The sequence below is a fragment of the Acidobacteriota bacterium genome (assembly GCA_019347945.1).
GTDB lineage: Bacteria > Acidobacteriota > Thermoanaerobaculia > Gp7-AA8 > JAHWKK01 > JAHWKK01.
Genome location: JAHWKK010000014.1, coordinates 24,316 through 43,971, shown reverse-complemented (window position 1 = coordinate 43,971; position 19,656 = coordinate 24,316). Strand labels below are relative to the sequence as shown.

General features: G+C 61.6%; 17 protein-coding genes and 1 pseudogene. 14 read left to right on the top strand and 4 right to left on the bottom strand.

What is annotated here, in order from left to right:
* Position 1: 1 nt before the first annotated feature.
* Genes KY459_10400 through KY459_10370 form a run of 7 tightly spaced genes read left to right on the top strand, consistent with a single transcriptional unit; the run spans position 2 to position 9,260 of the window.
* On the top strand, positions 2 to 2,224 hold the full coding sequence (locus KY459_10400; protein MBW3565123.1) for a glycosyltransferase: 2,223 nt from the start codon (positions 2 to 4) through the stop codon (positions 2,222 to 2,224).
* The gene (locus KY459_10395) at positions 2,221 to 3,696 is read left to right on the top strand and encodes a lipopolysaccharide biosynthesis protein (protein ID MBW3565122.1); all 1,476 of its coding nucleotides are present in this window, start codon (positions 2,221 to 2,223) and stop codon (positions 3,694 to 3,696) included. The genes KY459_10400 and KY459_10395 overlap by 4 nt, the downstream gene beginning before the upstream one ends.
* Positions 3,693 to 4,790, top strand: a complete 1,098-nt coding sequence (locus tag KY459_10390) for a phosphotransferase (GenBank protein MBW3565121.1) — start codon at positions 3,693 to 3,695, stop codon at positions 4,788 to 4,790. Before KY459_10395 ends, KY459_10390 begins: the two co-directional genes overlap by 4 nt.
* Complete coding sequence (locus KY459_10385) at positions 4,715 to 5,917, top strand: glycosyltransferase family 4 protein (GenBank protein ID MBW3565120.1); 1,203 nt, start codon at positions 4,715 to 4,717, stop codon at positions 5,915 to 5,917. Before KY459_10390 ends, KY459_10385 begins: the two co-directional genes overlap by 76 nt.
* Complete coding sequence (locus KY459_10380) at positions 5,914 to 7,143, top strand: glycosyltransferase family 4 protein (GenBank protein ID MBW3565119.1); 1,230 nt, start codon at positions 5,914 to 5,916, stop codon at positions 7,141 to 7,143. The genes KY459_10385 and KY459_10380 overlap by 4 nt, the downstream gene beginning before the upstream one ends.
* Positions 7,140 to 8,294 carry a glycosyltransferase family 2 protein gene (locus KY459_10375; protein MBW3565118.1) on the top strand — a complete coding sequence of 385 codons (1,155 nt, stop codon included), beginning with the start codon at positions 7,140 to 7,142 and terminating at the stop codon, positions 8,292 to 8,294. Before KY459_10380 ends, KY459_10375 begins: the two co-directional genes overlap by 4 nt.
* Positions 8,295 to 8,318: 24 nt before the next feature.
* Positions 8,319 to 9,260 carry a DUF560 domain-containing protein gene (locus KY459_10370; protein ID MBW3565117.1) on the top strand — a complete coding sequence of 314 codons (942 nt, stop codon included), beginning with the start codon at positions 8,319 to 8,321 and terminating at the stop codon, positions 9,258 to 9,260.
* An 87-nt stretch (positions 9,261 to 9,347) separates the two neighbouring features.
* On the opposite strand, the gene KY459_10365 is transcribed toward KY459_10370, so the two are convergent.
* Positions 9,348 to 10,142 (bottom strand): DUF1028 domain-containing protein, encoded by a 795-nt coding sequence (locus tag KY459_10365; GenBank protein MBW3565116.1) that lies wholly within the window; start codon positions 10,140 to 10,142, stop codon positions 9,348 to 9,350.
* 93 nt (positions 10,143 to 10,235) lie between these two features.
* Here KY459_10365 and KY459_10360 point away from each other — a divergent pair, with 93 nt between their 5' ends.
* A complete protein-coding gene (locus KY459_10360; GenBank protein ID MBW3565115.1) occupies positions 10,236 to 10,673 on the top strand; it encodes an SRPBCC family protein in 438 nt (145 codons plus the stop codon).
* Complete coding sequence (locus tag KY459_10355) at positions 10,657 to 10,992, top strand: metalloregulator ArsR/SmtB family transcription factor (protein ID MBW3565114.1); 336 nt, start codon at positions 10,657 to 10,659, stop codon at positions 10,990 to 10,992. The genes KY459_10360 and KY459_10355 overlap by 17 nt, the downstream gene beginning before the upstream one ends.
* Positions 10,993 to 11,373: 381 nt before the next feature.
* On the opposite strand, the gene KY459_10350 is transcribed toward KY459_10355, so the two are convergent.
* Positions 11,374 to 12,615, bottom strand: coding sequence for an FAD-dependent oxidoreductase (locus KY459_10350; protein ID MBW3565113.1), 1,242 nt, complete (start codon positions 12,613 to 12,615; stop codon positions 11,374 to 11,376).
* Positions 12,616 to 13,076: 461 nt separating this feature from the next.
* Between KY459_10350 and KY459_10345 the strand changes: the two are divergent.
* From KY459_10345 to KY459_10335, 3 genes and pseudogenes are all read left to right on the top strand, one after another.
* Positions 13,077 to 13,247, top strand: a pseudogene (locus KY459_10345) (tetratricopeptide repeat-containing protein).
* Entirely contained in the window at positions 13,224 to 14,183 is a 960-nt protein-coding gene (locus KY459_10340; GenBank protein ID MBW3565112.1) for a tetratricopeptide repeat protein, read from the top strand. Before KY459_10345 ends, KY459_10340 begins: the two are co-directional and overlap by 24 nt.
* Positions 14,184 to 14,633: 450 nt before the next feature.
* A complete protein-coding gene (locus KY459_10335; protein ID MBW3565111.1) occupies positions 14,634 to 15,341 on the top strand; it encodes a sterol desaturase family protein in 708 nt (235 codons plus the stop codon).
* Positions 15,342 to 15,913: 572 nt separating this feature from the next.
* On the opposite strand, the gene KY459_10330 is transcribed toward KY459_10335, so the two are convergent.
* On the bottom strand, positions 15,914 to 16,726 hold the full coding sequence (locus tag KY459_10330; GenBank protein MBW3565110.1) for an AraC family transcriptional regulator: 813 nt from the start codon (positions 16,724 to 16,726) through the stop codon (positions 15,914 to 15,916).
* A gap of 82 nt (positions 16,727 to 16,808) precedes the next feature.
* Between KY459_10330 and KY459_10325 the strand changes: the two genes are divergently transcribed.
* Positions 16,809 to 17,819, top strand: a complete 1,011-nt coding sequence (locus KY459_10325) for an alpha/beta hydrolase (GenBank protein MBW3565109.1) — start codon at positions 16,809 to 16,811, stop codon at positions 17,817 to 17,819.
* 454 nt (positions 17,820 to 18,273) lie between these two features.
* The gene (locus KY459_10320; protein MBW3565108.1) at positions 18,274 to 18,648 is read left to right on the top strand and encodes a PH domain-containing protein; all 375 of its coding nucleotides are present in this window, start codon (positions 18,274 to 18,276) and stop codon (positions 18,646 to 18,648) included.
* 153 nt (positions 18,649 to 18,801) lie between these two features.
* On the opposite strand, the gene KY459_10315 is transcribed toward KY459_10320, so the two are convergent.
* On the bottom strand, positions 18,802 to 19,575 hold the full coding sequence (locus KY459_10315) for a DUF3800 domain-containing protein (protein ID MBW3565107.1): 774 nt from the start codon (positions 19,573 to 19,575) through the stop codon (positions 18,802 to 18,804).
* Positions 19,576 to 19,656: the final 81 nt, after the last annotated feature.

Genomic DNA, 19,656 nt, shown 5'->3' with positions numbered 1-19,656 from the left:
GATGGAGTCCGCGGACGCTCCGCTGAAGAAATCGATGTGCGACACCGGGACGCCTCGCATCCGGCGACCGGTGGGCGTCCTCCTCTCGCGTTTTCCTCTGATCACCGAAACATTCATTCTCCGAGAGATCGATGAGCTCGAACGGCAGGGACAACCGGTCGTGCTCATTCCGATGATTCTCGAACATCCGGAAGTCGTCCACGAAGAAGCACGACGGTGGCTGGACCGCGTGGTCGGAGTCCCTTTCATTTCATCGAAGGTTCTCCGGTCGTTCCTCGCAGCGTGGATCCGCAAACCGGCTCCGATGTTCCGCCTCCTGTTCTGGATGACAGGGAAAGCGCTCTTTCGCCCGGGGGTCCTCTTCCGGTCGCTCGCCCTCTTTCCGAAGTCGGTTCACCTCGCTTCCCTCGTCACGGGGCGCGACATTCGCCACCTTCACGCTCATTTCGCAACACATCCGACGACCATGGCGTTCATCATCGCGACGTTGACGGACGTCTCGTTCAGCTTCACGGTTCATGCGCACGACATCTTCGTCGACAGAACACTTCTGCGGGAGAAGATCCGGAAAGCGAGCTTCATCCGGTCGATCTCCCGCTTCAACAAGACTTTCCTGGAGAACCTCTTCCCCAGGGCCAGCGCGGGAAAGATTCACGTGGTCCATGTGGGAATCGAGCCGGAGCGTTATCGCGGAGCCGAGTCAAAGGCCCAAAGCCTGGGAGCGGAACCACGGATCCTCTGCATTGCGGCCATGAAGCCGTACAAGGGAGTCGGTTTCCTGATCGAAGCTGCCGGCATCCTCCGGGCGGAGAATGTCGATTTCCGGCTGGAGATCATCGGAACCGGCCCGCTGATGAACGAGATGGCTCATGCGGTGAAGCAGCGCGAACTGGACGACCGGGTCATTCTTCTCGGCGCCCTTCCCCAACACGAGGTCACCGAGAAGATTCGTGAGGCCGACCTTTTCGTGCTACCCAGCGTCATTGCTGCTGACGGACAGATGGAGGGCATTCCGGTCGCGCTGATGGAAGCGATGGCCGCGGGTAAGCCCGTCGTCGCGACCTCCATATCGGGGATCCCCGAGCTCGTCGAACATGAAACGAGCGGCCTTCTCGTCGACCCCGCGAACTCCCGGCAGCTCGCGAACGCTTTACGCCGGCTGATCGCTGATCCCGAGCTACGTCGACGTCTTTCTGAAAAGGGGCGCGAGAAGGTCGTGGCCGAATTCGATCTCCGCGACGTCGTGAGCAGACTGATCCCGAAACTCGACAGCGTCAATCCACCCGTCGACGAGATCCGTTCCGTTCCGGACGTCGGAAGAAGCGTCTCATGGGGACTGCGGAGAGGGCTCGGCCGACACGATTCGCATGTCTTCGAGGCGATGGCAGGCGACGGCTCGGGCGTGGAGGAGATCATTCTGAAACGCCACGTCACTCGTCCCGGTGAATCGCGACCCGCCGAAGCGCGATTTCTTCACGAGCTGCGGGTCCTTCAGGATCTCGCTCGTCACTTCGAACCGATACAAGAGGATGACTTCCGTCCCGGGGTTCCGAAAGTCATCGGATCCCACGCTGCCTCGGTGACCCTCGCAATGGAGCGCGCCGGAGAACAGACGGTCGAGGACTCGATCAGAAGCGCCCGGCGTCGCGAGCCCGGCGCGGTCAATGCTCTCGGGAAGCAGATGGAAGCAGTCGGCCGGTGGCTCGCACATTTTCAGACTTTCGAGACGGCTGACGGAAACGCAGCGCTGGAACATCAGATACGAGAAGCGCGCGACCTGCTCGGTCGGGTCGGCAGAAGATCGCTTTCCAGGAGGCAGCAGTGGAGGCTCGAGGAGCGAATCGATTCGCTCGACACGCAGCTCACGAAAACCGGTCGAGTCGCAGTGTCGCATCATGGAGACTTCTGGCCAGGGAACGTCTTCTTTTCCGGGGATGCTGTCCGAGTCATCGATTTCGAGGGATACGGGTTTGCACTCCCGTCACGTGATGTCGTCTGGTTCCTGCTGCACACCGGACTCTATCTGGCGTTTCGGGCACCGCGGATGTACGAGATGTCCCGAAGCCGATTTCTCGAGGGATACCGGCATGCGATCGATCCGGGCGAGCTCGAGCTTTCACGCATCACCGCGGCCCTCCAGATGCTCGACAAGGATGACACCGCACTCTCATGGCTGCAGAGGCGAGCTCGCATGAGCTTTCTTCGAAGGGAGCTGATGCGTTGAGAACCGCCGTCACTCTCCGGGCGGCACTCTGGGCGTTTGCATCGACTGCCGGCACGAGGATCATCTCGCTGCTGAGTCTCGCGGTTCTCGCCAGACTCCTCGCTCCGACTGACTTCGGGCTGCTCGCATTCGCGCTGGTCTACATCACGTACGCCGAGACCATCGGCGATCTCGGGACCACGGTGGCGCTGATCTACTGGCCGGAGCGGCGCGATGACGCCGCGCAGGTCACCTTCGTGATCAACATCGTGATGGGAATGCTGTGGTGTGGCGGTACGATCGCCCTCGCCCCTCTCATTGCCGACTTTTTCAATAGTCCGGAGGCGGAAGCGATCATTCGCGTGCTCGCGCTGGCCTTTCTGGTGAAGTTCGCGGGCAATACGCACGACGCTCTCGCCCAGAAAGACCTTCGTTTCAAGGCTCGCATGATTCCCGAGCTCGGCCTCACGTCGACCAAAGCGGTGATCTCGATCGTCCTCGCGTTTGCAGGTCTGGGGGCCTGGAGTCTCGTCTGGGGACACCTCGCCGGGCTGACCGTGTGGACCATCGGAGCGTGGATGATCGTTCCATGGCGGCCGACGCTCGGCTTCCCTCGCGATCTTCTCCTCCCGATGCTGCGATACGGGAGGGGAATCATCGGGGTGAATGTCATCGCGGCAGTCGTTCATCACTCGGACCTCCTGATCGTGGGCCGGATGATCGGCGCCCGCGCCCTCGGTCTCTACCAGATCGCCTACAAAATCCCCGAGGCTTCGGTCAGCGTGATTCTGTGGGTCGCGAGCAAGGTGCTTTTCCCGGCGTTTTCGAAAATGCAGCACTCCGGTGAAGGACTGCGTCACGCCTATCTGAAAGCGTTGCGTTACGTGTCGTTCGTGACGGTTCCGATGGCGGCCGGACTATTCGTCTCCGCCGGGCCTCTCGTCACGGTCTTCTTTGGTGCGAAGTGGGCAGACGCTGTACCGCTCCTGCAGTGGCTCGCGATTTACGCCGGACTTCGATCGCTCGGAACTCATGCGGGCGACGTCCTGAAGGCTACGGGCCGGTCAGGCTTGCTCGCGGTTCTGGGTCTCGTCAAGGCCGCAATTCTGCTCCCTGCGCTGATTCTCGCGGGCTCTTCAGGAGTCGAAGAAGTCGCAATGACCATGGCACTGGTAACCGCAGGCACCGCGACGCTCAACCTCGTGGTGGTGAAGCGGCTGCTCGGGTTCCGATGGGAGGAGCTGCTCCGATCGCTGCGAACGTCTCTTGCCGGCGGTCTCGCGCTGGTCTCCACCGGCCTCCTGCTTCTTCGATTCATCGGGCAACCGAGCCCGGTCATCACCCTCCTCCTGCTCATCGTTCTGTGCGGCGCGGCATACGGGATCGTCACATGGCTCGTCGACAGATATCTCTTCACCGAGCTGATCGCGGCGCTTCCGCTGAAGCGAAACCGATCAACGGAGACCGATGTCCGCGAAGGGGAGCAGGGATGAGAGTCGTGGAGACCGGACGGATAGTCTTCCCCGCCGATGCGAAAGCTGCGAGGGAGTTCGCGAAGCGAAATCTGACGTCGATTCACTCTCGCGGACGTCGTCTTGCGGCGATCGGGGGCAACATCACGCTGAAGGGAGAGTCGAGGGAGATCGCTCATTCTTCGCCGCTCTCGCTGATCGCAGACGAGTCGGACATTCCGGATCTCGCCGATGCAACGCTTCCCCCTGAGGATACGGAATGGCTTCTTCTGCGCGACTACGAGGGAGGTGAACGTGCCCGGAGCACGATTTTCACATTCCGGGATGGTCGTCTGTCGAGCGTCGTGAAGCTCCGGAAGCGCTCCTCCGCTGGCGTTCCTCTCGCCAACGAAGCACGCGTGCTCGGGCGGCTGCAGAGCTCGGACGATGCTGTCGCGTCGAAGATTCCTCGAGTGGTCGAGTACGGCGAATCGGGCGAGCACGAGATCCTGGTACTCTCCCCGCTCGAAGGCCAGCCTCTCTGGATCTCCATGCAACGATCCCTGCGGCCGTTGCGGTCGCATCGGAAACATCTGGTCCGAGCTGGAGCGTGGCTCGGTCGGTTGCACCGCGAGACGGTCGGAACATCTCGAGGAACCCTTTCGGATGCGACGGAAGAGGCGATGGCGCTCGAGAAACCGCCCACCGAGCGGGGGGTCGTCGTTCACGGTGATCTCTGGGCCAGAAACCTTCTTTTTGGCAATGACGGCGAGCTCTCCGGGGTCGTCGACTGGGAGCGGGCCTCGCTCAGCGGTCCCCTCTGGCACGATCTCTTCACGCTGCCGCTGCTCTTCGCGATGAACGCCCCCTCATGGTTCCCGGAAAACCCGCTGGATCGATTCGAGAATGCGTTTGCTCGCGACTCGAGGGCTTCGTCGGTGGTCGGAACGTATCTGGAGGCGTACATCCGAGAGGCGGGTATCGACCGCGCACTGCTTCGGCCGATGTTCGAGGCATTTCTCGCGGGGGGAGAGAAAGATGCCGGAAAGGAGGAGCACGGATGGCGCAGCCAAATGCCATGGACGGCGATGCAGGCGCGGTTCCGCGCGGCGGTCCGTACCGTCTTCTCTGGCTGATCGATTCGCTGACGATGGGAGGAGCGGAGGCCCTCGTCCTTCCATTCGCGAGAGCTGCCCGGAAACGGGCAGTCGAGCTCACGATCTGTGCGCGTACGACGATCGGCGGGAATCCGCTCGAGCAGGAGCTGCGCTCGGCGTCGGTCAACGTCGTGAATCTCGACGCGCGGAACCTCCGCGACGCAGGGGCGATGCGACGTCTGTCGCGCCTCGTCCGCAATCTCCGGCCGGAGCTCATTCATGCGCATCTCGCCTATGCCGCGATCTGGGGATCGCTCATCGCTCGGCGCCATCGCGTCCCTTTCGTCGCCTCGCTGCACATCCCACCCTCCCACGCCGGCGGACTCCGCGAATCCATTCGGCAGCGTCTGATGGTCTTCCTCCTCAACCGGTTCTCCGCCAGAGTTGTCGTCGTTTCCCATGCCCTCGGCCACGAATGGGAGAGGAGCACGTCGCTCGACGGCTCGAAAATCGCCATCGTTCACAACGGCATCGATCTCGAGCCGGGCCCCATGGAAACTGACGGTTCGATCCGGCAGGAGCTCGGAATCGGGAGCCAGGCCTCGGTGATCGCGACCGTGGCGGTGCTGCGCCGCGACAAGGGGATCGACACTCTGCTTCGCGCGGCACGAGAGGTGCTCGATCGACGAGGCGATTGCATTCTGGTCGTCGTCGGAGACGGTCCGATGTCCGACGAGTGGAAGAGAATGGCAAACGATCTGGGGATTAGCCGATCGGTCCGCTGGACGGGGTTCCGCCGCGATGTCGCCGCAATTCTCGCCGAAGCGGATCTTTTCGTTCTGCCGACACTACGGGACGCGTTTCCGACGGTTCTCCTCGAAGCCTTCGCTGCCGGTGTGCCCGTCATCGCGAGTGAGGTCGGTGGGGTCCCGGAGATCGTCGAGGATGAACGGACCGGACTGCTCGTACCTCCGGGCGATGAGAAAGCTCTCGCTGACGCAATCGACCGAGCTCTCGGGGACTCATCATGGAGAGACCGGACCGCAGAGGCTGCCCGTACGAAAGTCGAACGGGATTTTTCAATCGATGCGTGGTTCAATCGACTCGAGAACCTCTACTCCGCCGTTCTTCGTGAATCGAGCGGAAGGCACGAGGGAGATCGATGAAAATCGTGGTGATCGAGCCTGCTGGGAAAGGGGGGATGATTCATTACTCCTGGCAGCTCTGCCGGGCGATGCACGAGCTGGGCGCATCGGTCACCCTCCTCACGGATCGCCACTACGAGCTCGAAGCCCTCGAGCACCCGTTCACCCTGAAGCGATCTCTCCATCTGTGGGATCCGAAACCCGCTCGGGAACGCCACTCACTGCTAGTCCGTCGTCTCCGGCGTGTCGTTCGTGCGGTGATCCATTATCGGGAGTGGCTGCGGATCTTTCTCATCATCCGCCGCCTTCGCCCCGACGTCGTTCAGCTCGGCGACATCCGGTTCGCAATGGATCTCCTGCCGGTCCGGATGCTCCGGAGGCAGGCGCCGTTGCTCGCGGACATCTGCCACAATATCAATCCCTTCTCCGGAGGCGCCGGCTCGACCGGAACGTTCGAGATCTCCCGTTTCGAGCGGTCGTTCTACTCCAGAACGTATCGGCAGTTCGACGCGATCTTCGTTCACTATGACGTCAACGCCGACGAGTTTTCCCGCACGTTTCCCGCGAGCGCCGAGAGCGTCGTACGAATCGTTCATGGCAATGAACGGATTTTTCACGACCTGGCCTCCCCCGAGTCGACCCCGGAACGCCTTCGGGAAGAGCTCGCACTCCACCCCACGCAGCGCGTCGTCCTCTTCTTCGGCACTCTTTCTCTATACAAAGGACTCGACCTTCTCCTCGAGGCATTCGCGAAGGTGAAGGCTCGAACGGAGGGTGCGATCCTCGTTCTCGCGGGTTATCCGACGGCGAGTTTCGATACCGATGCCTACCTCGAAGAGGCAAACCGGCGCGGATTGAAAGAGCATCTTCGAGTCGTCGCGCGGTACGTCGCGTCCGAGGATGTTCGAGCATGGATGGACCTGGCGGACGTTGCGGTCTTCCCCTATCGCTCCATCTATCAGAGCGGTGCGCTGCAACTCGCTCAGACGTTCGGCGTGCCGATCGTGGCGACACGCGTCGGTGCTATGCCCGAGGTCATCCGGGACGGGGAAACCGGCCTTCTGGTAGAACCGGACGAGCCGGATTCCTTGTCGGACGCGATCACGGCTCTGCTCAATGACGACGATCTGGCGCGAAGGCTCGGCTCGGCAGCGCGAAAGGAAGCGAAAGAACGGTTTTCCTGGTCGAACGTGGCACGAACGATCCTCCAGACTTACGAAGACCTGATGGAGCGGAGACGATCGTGATCGAGATCGTTCTGCTGACGCTCTTTTTCGGATCGGCCCTGGTCGTCGCCTACGTGTACGCCGGCTATCCCCTGTTGATCTTTCTGATGGCACGGCTGCGACCACATCCGGTGTCGCGTGTTGACGTCACTCCGTCGGTGACGATCATCATTCCGGTATTCAACGAAGAGAATGTGGTCGAGCGGAAGATTCGGAACTGCCACGATCTGGACTATCCACGGGATCGCCTCGAAGTGCTGTTCGTCTCGGACGGCTCGACGGATTCGACCGAGGAGATCATCCGTCGTCATGATCAGAATGGTGTCCGACTTCTTTCGCTTCCTCGAAGCGGGAAGGCGGGTGCCCTGAACAGCGGTGTCGCGGCAGCAGAGAGCGAAATTATCATCTTCACCGACGCCAATGTCGAGCTGCGTCCCGATGCGGTGAGGTTGCTCGTGCGAGCGTTTGCGGACGATGCGGTCGGAGGCGTTTCGGGAAAGAAGAAATACATCGTCCGGTCGGGGACAGACACGACCGAGCAGGGAGAAAATCTCTACTGGCGCTGGGATCAGTGGCAGAAGGAGCTGGAGAGCACGATCGGAAGCATGTTTGCGGCCGACGGCAGTCTTTATGCCGTCAGGAAAAGCCTCTACGTACCGATTGCCGATCCGGCCCAGGCGGACGACATCGCCATCTCCACGCGAGTCGTTCTGCAGGGCTTCCGGCTCATCTTCGATCCCGAGGCGGTGGCATTGGAGGAGGCACCCGCCGAGGGTAGTAATGAATTTCGCCGCAAAATCCGGGTGACCAATCACAGCGTCCTGGCTCTGCTGAAGCTCGGGAGCGCGCTCTGGACGTCGGGCTTCTACTCGGTGGAGCTGCTCTCACACAAGCTGATTCGTCACTTCGTACCATTCTTTCTGGTGCTTCTATTGCTTTCCACCGCGATGTTGTCGATCGCGGGTCCCTGGTTTCTGGTCCTGTTGCTGTTCCAGATCACCTTCTATGGGCTCGCAATTGCGGGTGCGCTTCTCAGGAAGACTCGAGGTGGAGAATGGAAGGTTTTCTCGATTCCTTATTACTTCTGTCTCGTGAATGCAGCGGCGTTTCTCGGCGTCCTTTCGATCGCAAGAGGGAGACGCGTGCGAGAATGGTCGCCACGAGGCACCTGAACGATGTCTGAATCCGGAGGGCTCATGACAAACGGAAGAACCCGCCTGGCGGGATTGCTGACGCTGTCGTTGTCGGTTCCGCTTGCAGCGCAGGAGAGAGTCGACGATCCGAAAGAAGTACAGCCACCGCCGCCTGCAGAGCAGCGTCTCCAGGCGTGGGTCAAGGGGCAAGGACTGTTTTTCCAGAATTTCTTCCAGGCCACGGAAGGACGAGCAGAGGAAGACGTCCACGCGTTCTACGGCGAGGCCGGCGCGTCCTATCGACTGAGTCGCAGCCTGCCGGTGCGGGCATATGCGAGCGCCAACACGGTCCAGTACAACGACGACCTGCTCGACTCGGCGGATGGTTTCCGGATTGGAGCTCGCGGCGATGGCCGGCCACACGCTTTCGACGTCTATTTCGATCAGCAGATGGACCGTCCCACTTTCGACGTCGGGGATGTATTCGACCGGGCGGACGTCCGAACGTTCAGCGGGCAATACGGCTACCGCGTGACGCGCGACTGGGAGCTGAAGGCGGGCGGAGAGCTCCAGAACCAGGAATTCGATCTGACTCCCGTCCGAGACAATGACTACAGCGAGATCATGGGTGCCGTACGGTACCGCGGCTGGCGGCAGTTCTCGCCCGAGATCGGTTTCGCTGCCGGTGAACGCGACGTGGATGATCCGACCCTCTCGTATGACCAGAGCGAGGTATACCTTCAGATCCGTTCAGCCGTCTCTCCCCGTCTCTACGCGAGCGTTCGCCTCCGATTGCGGGAACGGGACTATTCGACGAGCGCCACAGCGAGCTCGAACTTTGGCCGCTCGGACGATCGCCAGCAGCTTTCCGGCTACGCCGATTACGAATTGCTCGATTACCTGACGCTGAATCTCTACGGATCGTTCGAGGACGTCGACTCGAATCTGGAGGGACGCGACTTCGATACGTCGATGCTGCTGGTCGGGCTCACGCTGCACTTCTGAGTCTTCAGGACACGTACGGACCGCTCGCTCATTTTCGGTCAACGCTCGAGGATCCGACAATCCTCGTCAAAATCTCCAGGTCCTGTTTCACCAGTTTTCGGCGCGCCATTTCGCCACTCGCTCCCTTTGCCGGGCAGCCATCTCGACAAGCCGACGCAGCTCGGTGAGGGGTTCTTCGTGATCGTCCACCTGAAGCCGGAGAACGACATCGTGGTTGAGCCAGACACCGCCGCCTTCATCGACGATCAGCATCGCCGCCGACTGCATTCCGCGCGTGTCGCCGCCAGCTGCCTGCCCCGCTTCGAGCGCCGCCATCAGACGAAGCGACAGGTGTCCTTCGGTCGATTCGAATGCCTCGACCATCTTCGCGACGACCTCTTCTCCGGCGAGAATGTTTCCCTGCGCGGTACAGAATCGTCCTCCGCGGCTGCCTGCCCATGCCGATGCCTTTGGCCCGGTATGGACGGCGTAGATCCCTTCGGCATCCATGATCGCGACCTGCCGCCCCTCTCTGCTCCAGTTCTTCGGTTGCGGGTCGGGATCGCTGGCCACGAGCGCTTCGATCGCCGCCTCCGGAGTGAGCCCGCTCTTCAGCAGCTCGATTCCTCGCGGGCCGTAGCTGACGTCGACGATCGCCTGGGTCGCAACGACGCCCCCCCCAGCCTCACCCCACAGCACCCCGTTGCCGACCGAGAAGACGCGCGACTGCACGGCGCCGCCGACCTCACCGGTAGCCGGATCGAACCCGAGGATCGAGTAGGTGGCGACGACCGGAGGCGAATCGGACGCCGCGTTCGTTTCATCCGCTCGAACCTCCGACGGTGCTGCGAGAAAAATCAGTGAAATCAGGATCGATCCGGTGACGGTGATGATGCTTTTCATGGCTCCCTCCGAATGCCGACATCGTAACAGGGCGGATCAACAAGCCGGCGGGAACGAGAAGTTGCCTGATATCCTGCAACCAGGAGGTTGCATATGAAGGACCGAATCGAAAAGGAAGTCTTCATCCGGGCGCCGCGATCTCGCGTCTGGCGGGCGGTCGTCGACAGAACCGAGTTCGGTACATGGTTCCGTGTCGACTTTCCTCCGGGCAGATTCACCGCCGGGGAAAACGTGAAGGGGCAGATCACGTATCCCGGCTACGAGCACCTCGTGATGGAGGTGGATGTGGTCGAGGTCACGCCGGAGGAACGATTGTCATTCCGCTGGCTGCCTGGCATTGACGACTCGATCGATACGCAGACGCTCGTGACATTCACGCTCGAGGACGCGCCGGGGGGGACACGCCTCACCCTCGTGGAATCCGGCTTCGATCAGTTGCCGCCGGACATCCGCGAGAAAACATACCGTGAGAACGAGGGCGGATGGGCTGAGCAGATGCAGAACATCGAGCGCCATGTCACAGCGACGTAGCGCCGCGGTCGCGCGCGCGGCTCCGCTGTTCGCAGCCCTCGGTGATCCCACCCGGCTCCACGTCGTCGCGCGCCTTTCGGCCGGAGGACCGATGTCGATCACTCAGCTGACCGAGGGAGCCGACGTGACCCGACAGGCGGTGACCAAGCATCTCCGAGTGCTGCGCATTGCCGGGCTAGTTCGCGACTTCAGGCGCGGGCGGGAGCGATGCTGGAAACTGGAGACGAGGCGTCTCGACGAGGCGCACCGCGTTCTCGATCTCATCTCCGAGAGATGGGACGAGGCCCTCGACCGGCTGCGCGCACTCGTGGAGAAATGAAGAGCACGTGACTCACCGTTGCCGCTCACTCGTCAGCTTCTTTCACGAACCTGCCCCCAGATCCTTCGCCGTCCTTCAAATGGCTTCTAATGAAACGACCACGAAATTGCGTGAACTTCGACCTTTTACAGCGCTTCGCTTGGCCCGATGTCCCACCCTGCAAGGTCCCTCGCTTGCCCACCGACCGCCCGCTCGGGACGACGCCGGTTTGAGTATGGGGTGCGGAGTTTTGCGGGCTCCGGTTTTCATTCCCGCTTCACCGGCGCAAGGCGCCGGTCAATTGCTCAGGATGACGAGTAGGTGGGTTTCGAGAGAGCAAATATTCGTCCATGATCATCGCTTCGCGCAAATACAACGTTCGTCATCCTGACCGTCCGTCCGCTAGCGCGACTCGAATTGTGTGGATGTTTTCTTCGTGTCGCGGAGCCGTTCTAGGCGAAACAGCTCAGGGACCGCCGTCGCCGACACGATCCGCTCCGCGGTGATCTCACCGACCGCCGGAGCGAGCTTGAATCCGTGACCCGAGCCTCCGCCGACGAGCCAGACGTTGCTCGCATCCGGATGACGGTCGATGATGAGATGGCCATCGGGGCTGTTTTCGTATTGGCAGACGCGCGATTCGACGAGCGGAGCATCCGCGAGCTCCGGGAATCGCTCGGCCAGCAGCCGTCGTGCACGCGCAATGCTCTCGGAGCTCGGCATCCGATCGGCGGAGGTCGGGTCGATCGGCTCCCCTCGCGTGTCGTCCGCCACCTTAAATCCGCGACCATCCACGTCGGGGACTCCGTAAATGATCCGCTCCCCGAAGTCGATCCAGATCGGCAGCTGACCCGGACCATATCGCGGAGAACCGCCGGGCACACCGAAGTAGTGGACCTCCTGCCGGGTCGGCCGGATCAGATCTCCGAGAACCGCCGGAAAGATCTTCCCGAGCCAGGGACCGCAAGCGAAAACGAAGACGTCGGCTTCGAGAGTGGATCCGTCCGACAGACGCACCGAGGTCATCGAGCTCGACGATGTCGAGTCCGGCTCGACCTCCGCCGTGCGGTAGGTGCCGCCACTCTTCACGAACAGATCGCGAACAGCGATACACCCTTCGCGTGCGAAGAGAGCCCCGGCCCGTCGCTCGAGCCAGATCGACTCGATCCCTTCGAACCGGATCTGCGGATATCGCCGGGTAGCCTCAGCGAGCGTCATCTCGTCGACAGGGAATCCGAGCTCCTCGACGATCGGAAGCGACGACCGAACGTAACCGTCGTCGCCTCGATGCATCCAGAGCGCTCCGGTCTCCACGTAGAGCCGTTCATCGACGGACCGTTCGAGCTCTTCCCATAGTTCATACGCTCGCTTCACCATTTCGACATAGATGCGATCCCGTCCGTAGATTGCGCGGATCACGCGGCTCTCGCCGCCCGAGCTCGAGCGGGGGTTCCCGGGACCCCATGCATCGACCAGCGTCACATGCGCGCCCATCCGGTGGAGGTGGAGTGCCGTCCATGAACCGAAAGAGCCGGCACCGATGACCACGATCCGGGGAGGCGGCTCGGCGAACAACCTCGAGCCGTCGAGACGCGCTACCAGCGGAACAGCAGAGAGATATCCGAGAAAGGTTCGTCTGTTCATCGCATGTCGTTCGCTCGAATCTATCGTTGGGTCTCAGGCTCCCTCACCGCTCGGAACATTATGGTGGAAAGGCGGAGATGGAAGCCGACCCGGGAGTGCAGTCGGCGATTTTCACCTGTCGAATCGTTCCGCTCAGCGTTTTCCATCGGTATCACCGTGATCCTCACTTCCCTCGTTTGCCGGTGATAGCATCCCTTGATGCGCGACCTTCTGGCTTGTCTGATCGTTGCGGTAACCCTCTGTTTGCCGGTGCCGGCGATCGCCCAGGCGGCCACGGAAGGCGAGGCGCTCATCAAACTGGCCGAGGAGAGGCGGGCGCGCGGGGAGTATGCCCTCGCGCTCGAGGCCGGTAGCGAGGCCCTTCGCCTCGCTCGCGCCACGGGGAACCGACAGCTCGCGGCGGACGCACACAACATCCTCGGGCTGATCGAGAACAGCCGGGACCAAAGCCGGCCGCCGCGCTGCGTCACGGGCTCGAGGAGCTGCGGATCTACGAAGAGCTGGGCGACCGCCATGGCCTGTCACAGAGCCTCAACAATGTCGGTAACAGCTACCGCCGCCTCGGTGAGTACGAGCAGGCTCTCGAGTATCACCGCCGCTCGCTCGCGATGAAGCTCGAGCTCGGCGACCGGGACGGCGCCGGGTTCTCGCACCACAACATCGGCGAGGTTCTCGCGGATCAGGGGAAGCATGAGGAGGCGCTCGAGTCGTTCATCCGGGCCGAAGCGGCGTGGCGGGCGGTCGACAACCGCCGTGCGCTTGCCGCAGCGCTCAAGTCTCAGGGGCAGGCGCTCGCATCGCTCGGCCGCCCCGACCAGTCAATCCGGAAGTTGAACGCCTCCCTGACTCTTCGCGACGATCCTCCGAACCCGCACGGCAAGGCGGAGACATTACTGATTCTCTGTCGTGTCCAGCTCCTCCTGGGACGTTCGGGAGAGGCCGTGGAGAATTGCAGCAGCGCGCTCTCGATCGCCGAAAGTCTCGACCAGACGACGATCATCGGCGACGCCCTCGCGGGGTTGGCCGCGGCCGAGGCCGCGAGCGGAAACGTACCCGCCGCGGGCAGTCTGCTCGAAAAGCAGCTGGCGCTGCAGCGACGCATGCGCGAACAGGAACGAGCGCGGCTCCGCTCGGAGATGCGCGCAACACTCGAGGCGCATGAGGCCGAACGTCATGCGGAGCGGCTGGAGCACGAGGCCGCTCTGCGAGAGGAAGCGCTCGGGCGACGCGCCGCTGAACGCAACATGGCGCTGATCGCGGCGGTGCTGCTGCTCGTCATCGCGGGGATCGCCATCAACCGCTTCCGCCTCAAGCGAGAGTCCGAGCAACGCTTTCGTCGCCAGGCCGAGGAGCTCTCGCTCGCTCTCGGGCAGGTGAAAACCCTGCGCGGCCTGCTGCCCCTATGCGCCTGGTGTCACAGGAAAGTACGCGACGATGAGGGAAACTGGACCCGGCTCGAGACTTTCGTTCAGCGGCACACCGACGCCGAAGTCACCCACTCGATCTGCCCCGAGTGCAAAGAGACAACCTTTCCGAAGAAGACCGGCGGAAAGGATGGAGATCAGTAGGTCGATCCGAGAGGGACGAGGACCGGAGGGACCGCCGCCGTCCACGCGGCCGGTTGACGCGTCGCTCCTGCGGCGCGCCGATGACCCTCGCTTCGCGCAAACGCAACATTCGTCATTCTGAGCCCGGCGCAGCGCGGGCGAAGAATCCGGACGGGGGATCGTGAGTCATCCTTGCATCAACTCGCCACGTTGATTCGCGCCGCAGCGTGAACGTTCGCAGGCACATCCCTGCGGCCCCTCCTCGAGCTCGGTCTCGGCGTTGAGATGACGGGACGACCTCTATAATTTGCAACCGTGCCAAGCCTCCCTTCATGGCTGACTCCGGTGATCGTGATCACGGCCTTTGCGCTATTTGCTCTCGCCGAAACCATCCGGGCGCTCAGGCCTCGAAAAGAGTCGCGCCTGCGGAGGACGGTGCGCAACCTTGCGACCGGGGGCGTGGCGGCCGCGATGGTCGTTCCGCTGCAAGCACTGATTCTGATCCCCGTCTCCATCTGGGTAGGCGACAACGAAGTCGGTTTTCTAGGTCTCGTCTCCTGGCCGTCGTGGGTCGAATTCGCAGTTGCTTTTCTCTTTCTCGATTACACGCTCTGGTGGTGGCATCGACTGAATCACATCGTCCCATTCCTCTGGCGGTTCCACCTGATCCACCATGTCGACCTCGATCTCGATTCCTCCACCGCGCTTCGATTTCACTTCGGTGAGCTCGGCCTCTCTGTTTTCGTCCGCGCACTGCAGATCACACTGATAGGAGCCGGCCCGGTCGCCGTCGCCGTCTGGCAGGCGGTGCTCTTCGTCTGCATCCTCTTTCATCACTCGAACCTTCGCCTTCCGGTCCGGCTCGAACGATGGATCGTGCCGGTCATCGTCACGCCTCGAATGCATGGAATCCATCACTCCAATTACAGGAATGAGACGGACAGCAACTGGTCGAGCATCTTCACGATCTGGGACTTTCTCCATCGAACACTCCTGCTCAATGTCCCGCACGATCAGATCGAGATCGGTGTCCCGGCTTATCGCGACGAAGAGTCGGTGTCATTCATGAAGCTTCAGTTGAACCCGTTCCGGAAGCAGCGCGACGACTGGAGAGACGCGTCGGAACGTCCCGCCATTCGGGAGCACGACCCGCAGGATCGCTGGACTCTCGCACCGTGAGGGTTTGAGGTTTGAGGTTGGAGGTTTGAGGTTTATCGGCAAATGATCGCGCGCAATTTCAACCTACGTCATTCTGCGCCCGGCTCGTGTTTGGCCGCTGACCGTAGGGGGGCAGCCCTTGATGCCGAGTAAGATCGTTTTGGTCTCGCCACCTCCGAACACTCGTCATCCTGTTCGCGAGGTCTTTCCCGTGCCCGCGCCCGCGCCCGTGCCCGGAAATGACATCCGTGGGTGCAGAAACAACCGCACTCGCGTACTCAAACCGACGTCATCCTGAGCGGGCGGTCGGGCGGGCAGGCGAAGGACCTCGCAGGTTGGGACATCAGCCCAAGCGAAGCGCTGCAAGAGGTCGAAGTCCAACAATTTCGTGGTCGTTTCATTAGAAGCCGCCGCAAGGACGGCGTAGATCTGGGGGTAGGTCGTGAGGCGACAAGACCAGCACCCTGCAGCGTTTGATCACGAGCCTCCGCCCAGATTCTTCGCCCGCGCTTCGCCGGGCTCAGAATGACGTGGGTTTACAAACTGAAAACTGACAACCGGCAACCGGCAACCGGCAACTGGCAACTGGCACCTCAGACTCCGAGCAGCCTCTGGCGGTATGCGCCTGGGGTCATCCCGATGAAACGTCGGAAAGTTCTCGTCATGTGGCTCTGATCCGCAAACCCCGCTTCGTGAGCGATCTCGACGAGAGACGCATCGGAAGCGAGTCGCGAACAGACGTGCTCGACGCGACGCTCCCGGATTCTGTCACCGACGGTGCAGCCGATCTGCTGATGAAACGTACGCGAGAGATGCGCGGGATGCGTCGCCAGCGCACCGGCGATCGTCGCGAGACTGATCGATTCGCTGAAGCGTTCACGGATGATCGCGTCGGCACGGATTGCGACCGTTCCGTCGGTTCGTGAAGGTTGCCGGGATCGGACGAGCAGCGCTCCCAGCTCGTGAATGACTCCCTCGACGATCATCTCCGACACGTCGTCTCCCTGCTGCAGCTCACGGCGGAGAATCGCACCGATTCTCGCGATCGCCGGACCTTCGACGACTCCGGAGTCGGCGAACGCGCGATGAGACGAGAGGCGAGGCGGAAGCTCGAGGACGAGGAGGTTCGCATCCTCGTAGAAACGATCCTCGTGTCGCTCCCCTGCCGGATGCATCGCGGCAAAACCGGCCGCGAGCTCGACCTTTCCGCTCTTCAGCAGCTCGGTGTAGCGACCCCGAAGAACGAGACTCACATAGGAGTGCTCGTGCTCGTGAACCGGGATCGTTTCACTCCGAACGTGCTCCTTCAGCAGTATCCGCGCCCCGGCGAGACTCTTTTCCGCAACGGTGATCCCGAAATAGGCCATCTTTCCTCCATGTACGTTGCCAATTCCGCTCTGTTTCATCAAAACCATTCCATCGATGCATCGCTCGTTCAAGATACCCCGCCCGGCTCGTGAGAGGATCGCTGTGTGGAGGAACCCATATATGAAGATCTCGTCGCTGATCCTGTTGCCGGTCATCTCGATCGCCTGTGCGTCCCAACCCCTCACGCCCGTTCCGGTCGTTTCCGATCCCGACGCGTTTCAGGAAGAGGACGTTCGTTTCCGCTCGGAAGGACTCGAGCTCGCGGGACTGCTTCTCTCTCCCGGCTCGGCCGGGCCATACCCGGCAGCGATGTTCATCCAGGGATCGGGTGACAGCGACCGCAACAACCTCTGGGCTCGCGGGATCGCAGAGGCGCTGGTGCGTCGCGGAATCGTCGTTCTCCTTCCAGACAAACGGGGCACGGGTGCCTCGGAGGGCGACTGGAGGGAAGCCGGCTTCGAGGACTACGCGCGGGATACGATCGCGGGCGTCGAATTTCTGCAGCGGAGGCGCGAGGTCGATCCCGGGCGGGTCGGCGTCATCGGCCTGAGCCAGGGCGGGCACGTCGCACCTCTGGCGGCCCACCTCTCGGACGAGATCGCGTTCGTCATCGACGTCTCCGGCTCGGCGACGACGCCGGTCGACCAGGTGAACCACGAGATGAGGAACACGTTCCGGCAGGCAGGACTCCCGCCGGAGGGGATCGAGGCCGGAATGGCGCTGCAATCGCTGGCGGAGCAGTACGTTCGGACCGGTGAGTGGGAACCGTATGCAGCGATGCTTTCGGCGCTGCGCGACACTCCTCTCGCACCGCTCGCCGCCGAATTTCCGCAGACCGAAGACTCGTGGGTGTGGGACTGGTGGCGCGGAATCGGTGACTACGATCCGATCGAATACTGGCGGAGTATCGAGCAGCCGGCGCTGGTCGTCTACGGGGAGGACGACGAGAGCGACAACGTGCCGGTGATGGAGAGTGTCCGCCGACTGCGCGAAGCAAACAGCGTGAGATCCGAACCGATCCGGATCGTGGTCTACGAGGGAAGCGGACACGCGATCTACGCCCCCGGCACGACGAATCTCCGCGACGAATTTCTCGATCTCCTCGGAGACTGGATTCACGAGCAGCGATGATCAGCCGGTCGTGTTCGATTCTGTCGCCCGCTGAAGCGGGCTCGACAATTGAGCGTGCCGCGTTCCTGTCCCCCGGCTGAAGCCGGGGGACAGGATCTGGCGCCGCCTTTCGGCGGCTCGTCACCGGCGTCCGATTCGAGCGCACCTGAAGCGATCAGCCGGTCGTGTTCGATTCTGTCGCCCGGTCCGCGGTCGCGCGATGTTCGAGTCTTCGCCAGCCCGCGGTCCGCGGGCGACAGAACGTCGACAGCCCTCAACAGACGTTGAATCTCGCGAGATCTCGACTTCGGATCAGCCCGCACCGCGCGGGCGAAAGAACTTAGCCCCCGGCTTCAGCCGGGGGGCTGGAGAGCCTTCGCAGAGAATGTCGAGCCCGCTTCAGCGGGCGACAGATTGCGTTCGACTCCGGGCGGCCGGGGAATTGCTTCGCATCGAATCCGAAGGGAGCGCAGAGATGGGATTGCTCAGCGGATTGATGGGGAACGCCTCCGAGGTCGACCCGGCGGAGGCGCAGCAGGAGTTCGAGCGGATTCTGGTGAAGGGGGAGAAGGTCAGGCGTGCCTTTCAGTTGATCCGGGACGGGTTCGTATTCACCGACAAGCGCCTGATCCTCATCGACAAGCAGGGGATGACCGGAAACAAGGTCGAGTACCAGTCGATCCCGTGGCCCAGCATCGTTCGGTTCGCGGTCGAAAGCTCGGGGACGTTCGACCTCGACGCGGAGCTGAAAATCTGGGTTCGGGGAGCGAGCGAGCCGATCCGGAGACAGTTCGACAAGAAGATCGACATCTACGACGTCCAGCAATTCCTCGCGAGCCACGTTCTCTGAGGTTTGTTTCAATAGGTGGTGCGGCGACTATCGGTGCGTAGCGCCGCTCATCAAGTCGAAAAGGAGCGTCGTAACGCCGAGCGACCTTCGAAGGTTACCTGCGAGCAAGCCACCCCTTTCTTCGTCGGGCTCAGGACGGGGCTTGCCTGTACCCTACGACTCAACCCGAAAAACCTTCATGAACTCTTCCATGTTTTCGGCTTCCATATAGCGACAGCGAATTGGATGCCTGCTTTCGAGCTTCTCGAGTTGCCAACGTTCTACGCCATCACGGTGCTTTCTGAAGGATTCATAGGCTACCAAGTCTGCTACCCGGAGCGGCGCGAAGTCTCGGCTCCGCTTATAGGAAAGCGTAGACCAATGACTGTGAGTCTCAGGGTGGCTTTGTTGCAAATGCGCTAATGCGGCCATCGCCCTGTTTTCGTGACATTCCATGTCGAAAACTAGGTCCACCCGGTCGCTTGAGTCTAGATTCACGAGCATCGAGGAAACCGTCTTTAGAGCAAAATTGAAGGCGACCATGTAGGGGTCGACCAAGGCTTTAGCGTGGCCCTTCAGTGGTTTGACGTTCTGTTCGAATGTCCGCTGATATTCTACCAGCCAATCATGTGGCGCTCCAGCGCAGAACGGGTAAACTTCATGCTTTAGAATCACTTTGATAAATAGACGCTGAAGGCGATGACGCTCATCCTGCCCCAAGCCCGAAAAATCAGCGTACCCCCCCTCTAGGGCAGCTGCGTGGAAAACGACGCCATCTTCCAGATTCAGCTTTTCGACTCTTTTCCAATCCTTAGAAAGTTTTTTCCATACGTTATTCCTTGCGATGCATCCTGCGATGATGTACGGCCTTGAATCAACTGGCTCGTTCGGTGGGCAATAGCTTTCGTCGAAATAAGCCGCTAGATCCAACGCCACTTCGAACCTCACTTTCATAAATTGATTTCACCGGCGCTCTAGCGATCAAGTAGCGATGAGGTTCGAGTGACCGTTGAGCGCTGCCACATGACC

Bases quoted from the DNA above. Each gene is read 5' to 3' on its own strand.
- KY459_10325 (MBW3565109.1), top strand. From the start codon at position 16,809: ATGAAGATCTCGTCGCTGATCCTGTTGCCGGTCATCTCGATCGCCTGT.
- KY459_10370 (MBW3565117.1), top strand. From the start codon at position 8,319: ATGACAAACGGAAGAACCCGCCTGGCGGGATTGCTGACGCTGTCGTTG.
- KY459_10340 (MBW3565112.1), top strand. From the start codon at position 13,224: ATGAAGCTCGAGCTCGGCGACCGGGACGGCGCCGGGTTCTCGCACCAC.
- KY459_10385 (MBW3565120.1), top strand. From the start codon at position 4,715: ATGGCGCAGCCAAATGCCATGGACGGCGATGCAGGCGCGGTTCCGCGC.
- KY459_10400 (MBW3565123.1), top strand. From the start codon at position 2: ATGGAGTCCGCGGACGCTCCGCTGAAGAAATCGATGTGCGACACCGGG.
- KY459_10365 (MBW3565116.1), bottom strand. From the start codon at position 10,142: ATGAAAAGCATCATCACCGTCACCGGATCGATCCTGATTTCACTGATT.
- KY459_10335 (MBW3565111.1), top strand. From the start codon at position 14,634: ATGGTCGTTCCGCTGCAAGCACTGATTCTGATCCCCGTCTCCATCTGG.
- KY459_10380 (MBW3565119.1), top strand. From the start codon at position 5,914: ATGAAAATCGTGGTGATCGAGCCTGCTGGGAAAGGGGGGATGATTCAT.
- KY459_10320 (MBW3565108.1), top strand. From the start codon at position 18,274: ATGGGATTGCTCAGCGGATTGATGGGGAACGCCTCCGAGGTCGACCCG.
- KY459_10330 (MBW3565110.1), bottom strand. From the start codon at position 16,726: ATGAAACAGAGCGGAATTGGCAACGTACATGGAGGAAAGATGGCCTAT.
- KY459_10390 (MBW3565121.1), top strand. From the start codon at position 3,693: ATGAGAGTCGTGGAGACCGGACGGATAGTCTTCCCCGCCGATGCGAAA.
- KY459_10360 (MBW3565115.1), top strand. From the start codon at position 10,236: ATGAAGGACCGAATCGAAAAGGAAGTCTTCATCCGGGCGCCGCGATCT.
- KY459_10355 (MBW3565114.1), top strand. From the start codon at position 10,657: ATGTCACAGCGACGTAGCGCCGCGGTCGCGCGCGCGGCTCCGCTGTTC.
- KY459_10350 (MBW3565113.1), bottom strand. From the start codon at position 12,615: ATGAACAGACGAACCTTTCTCGGATATCTCTCTGCTGTTCCGCTGGTA.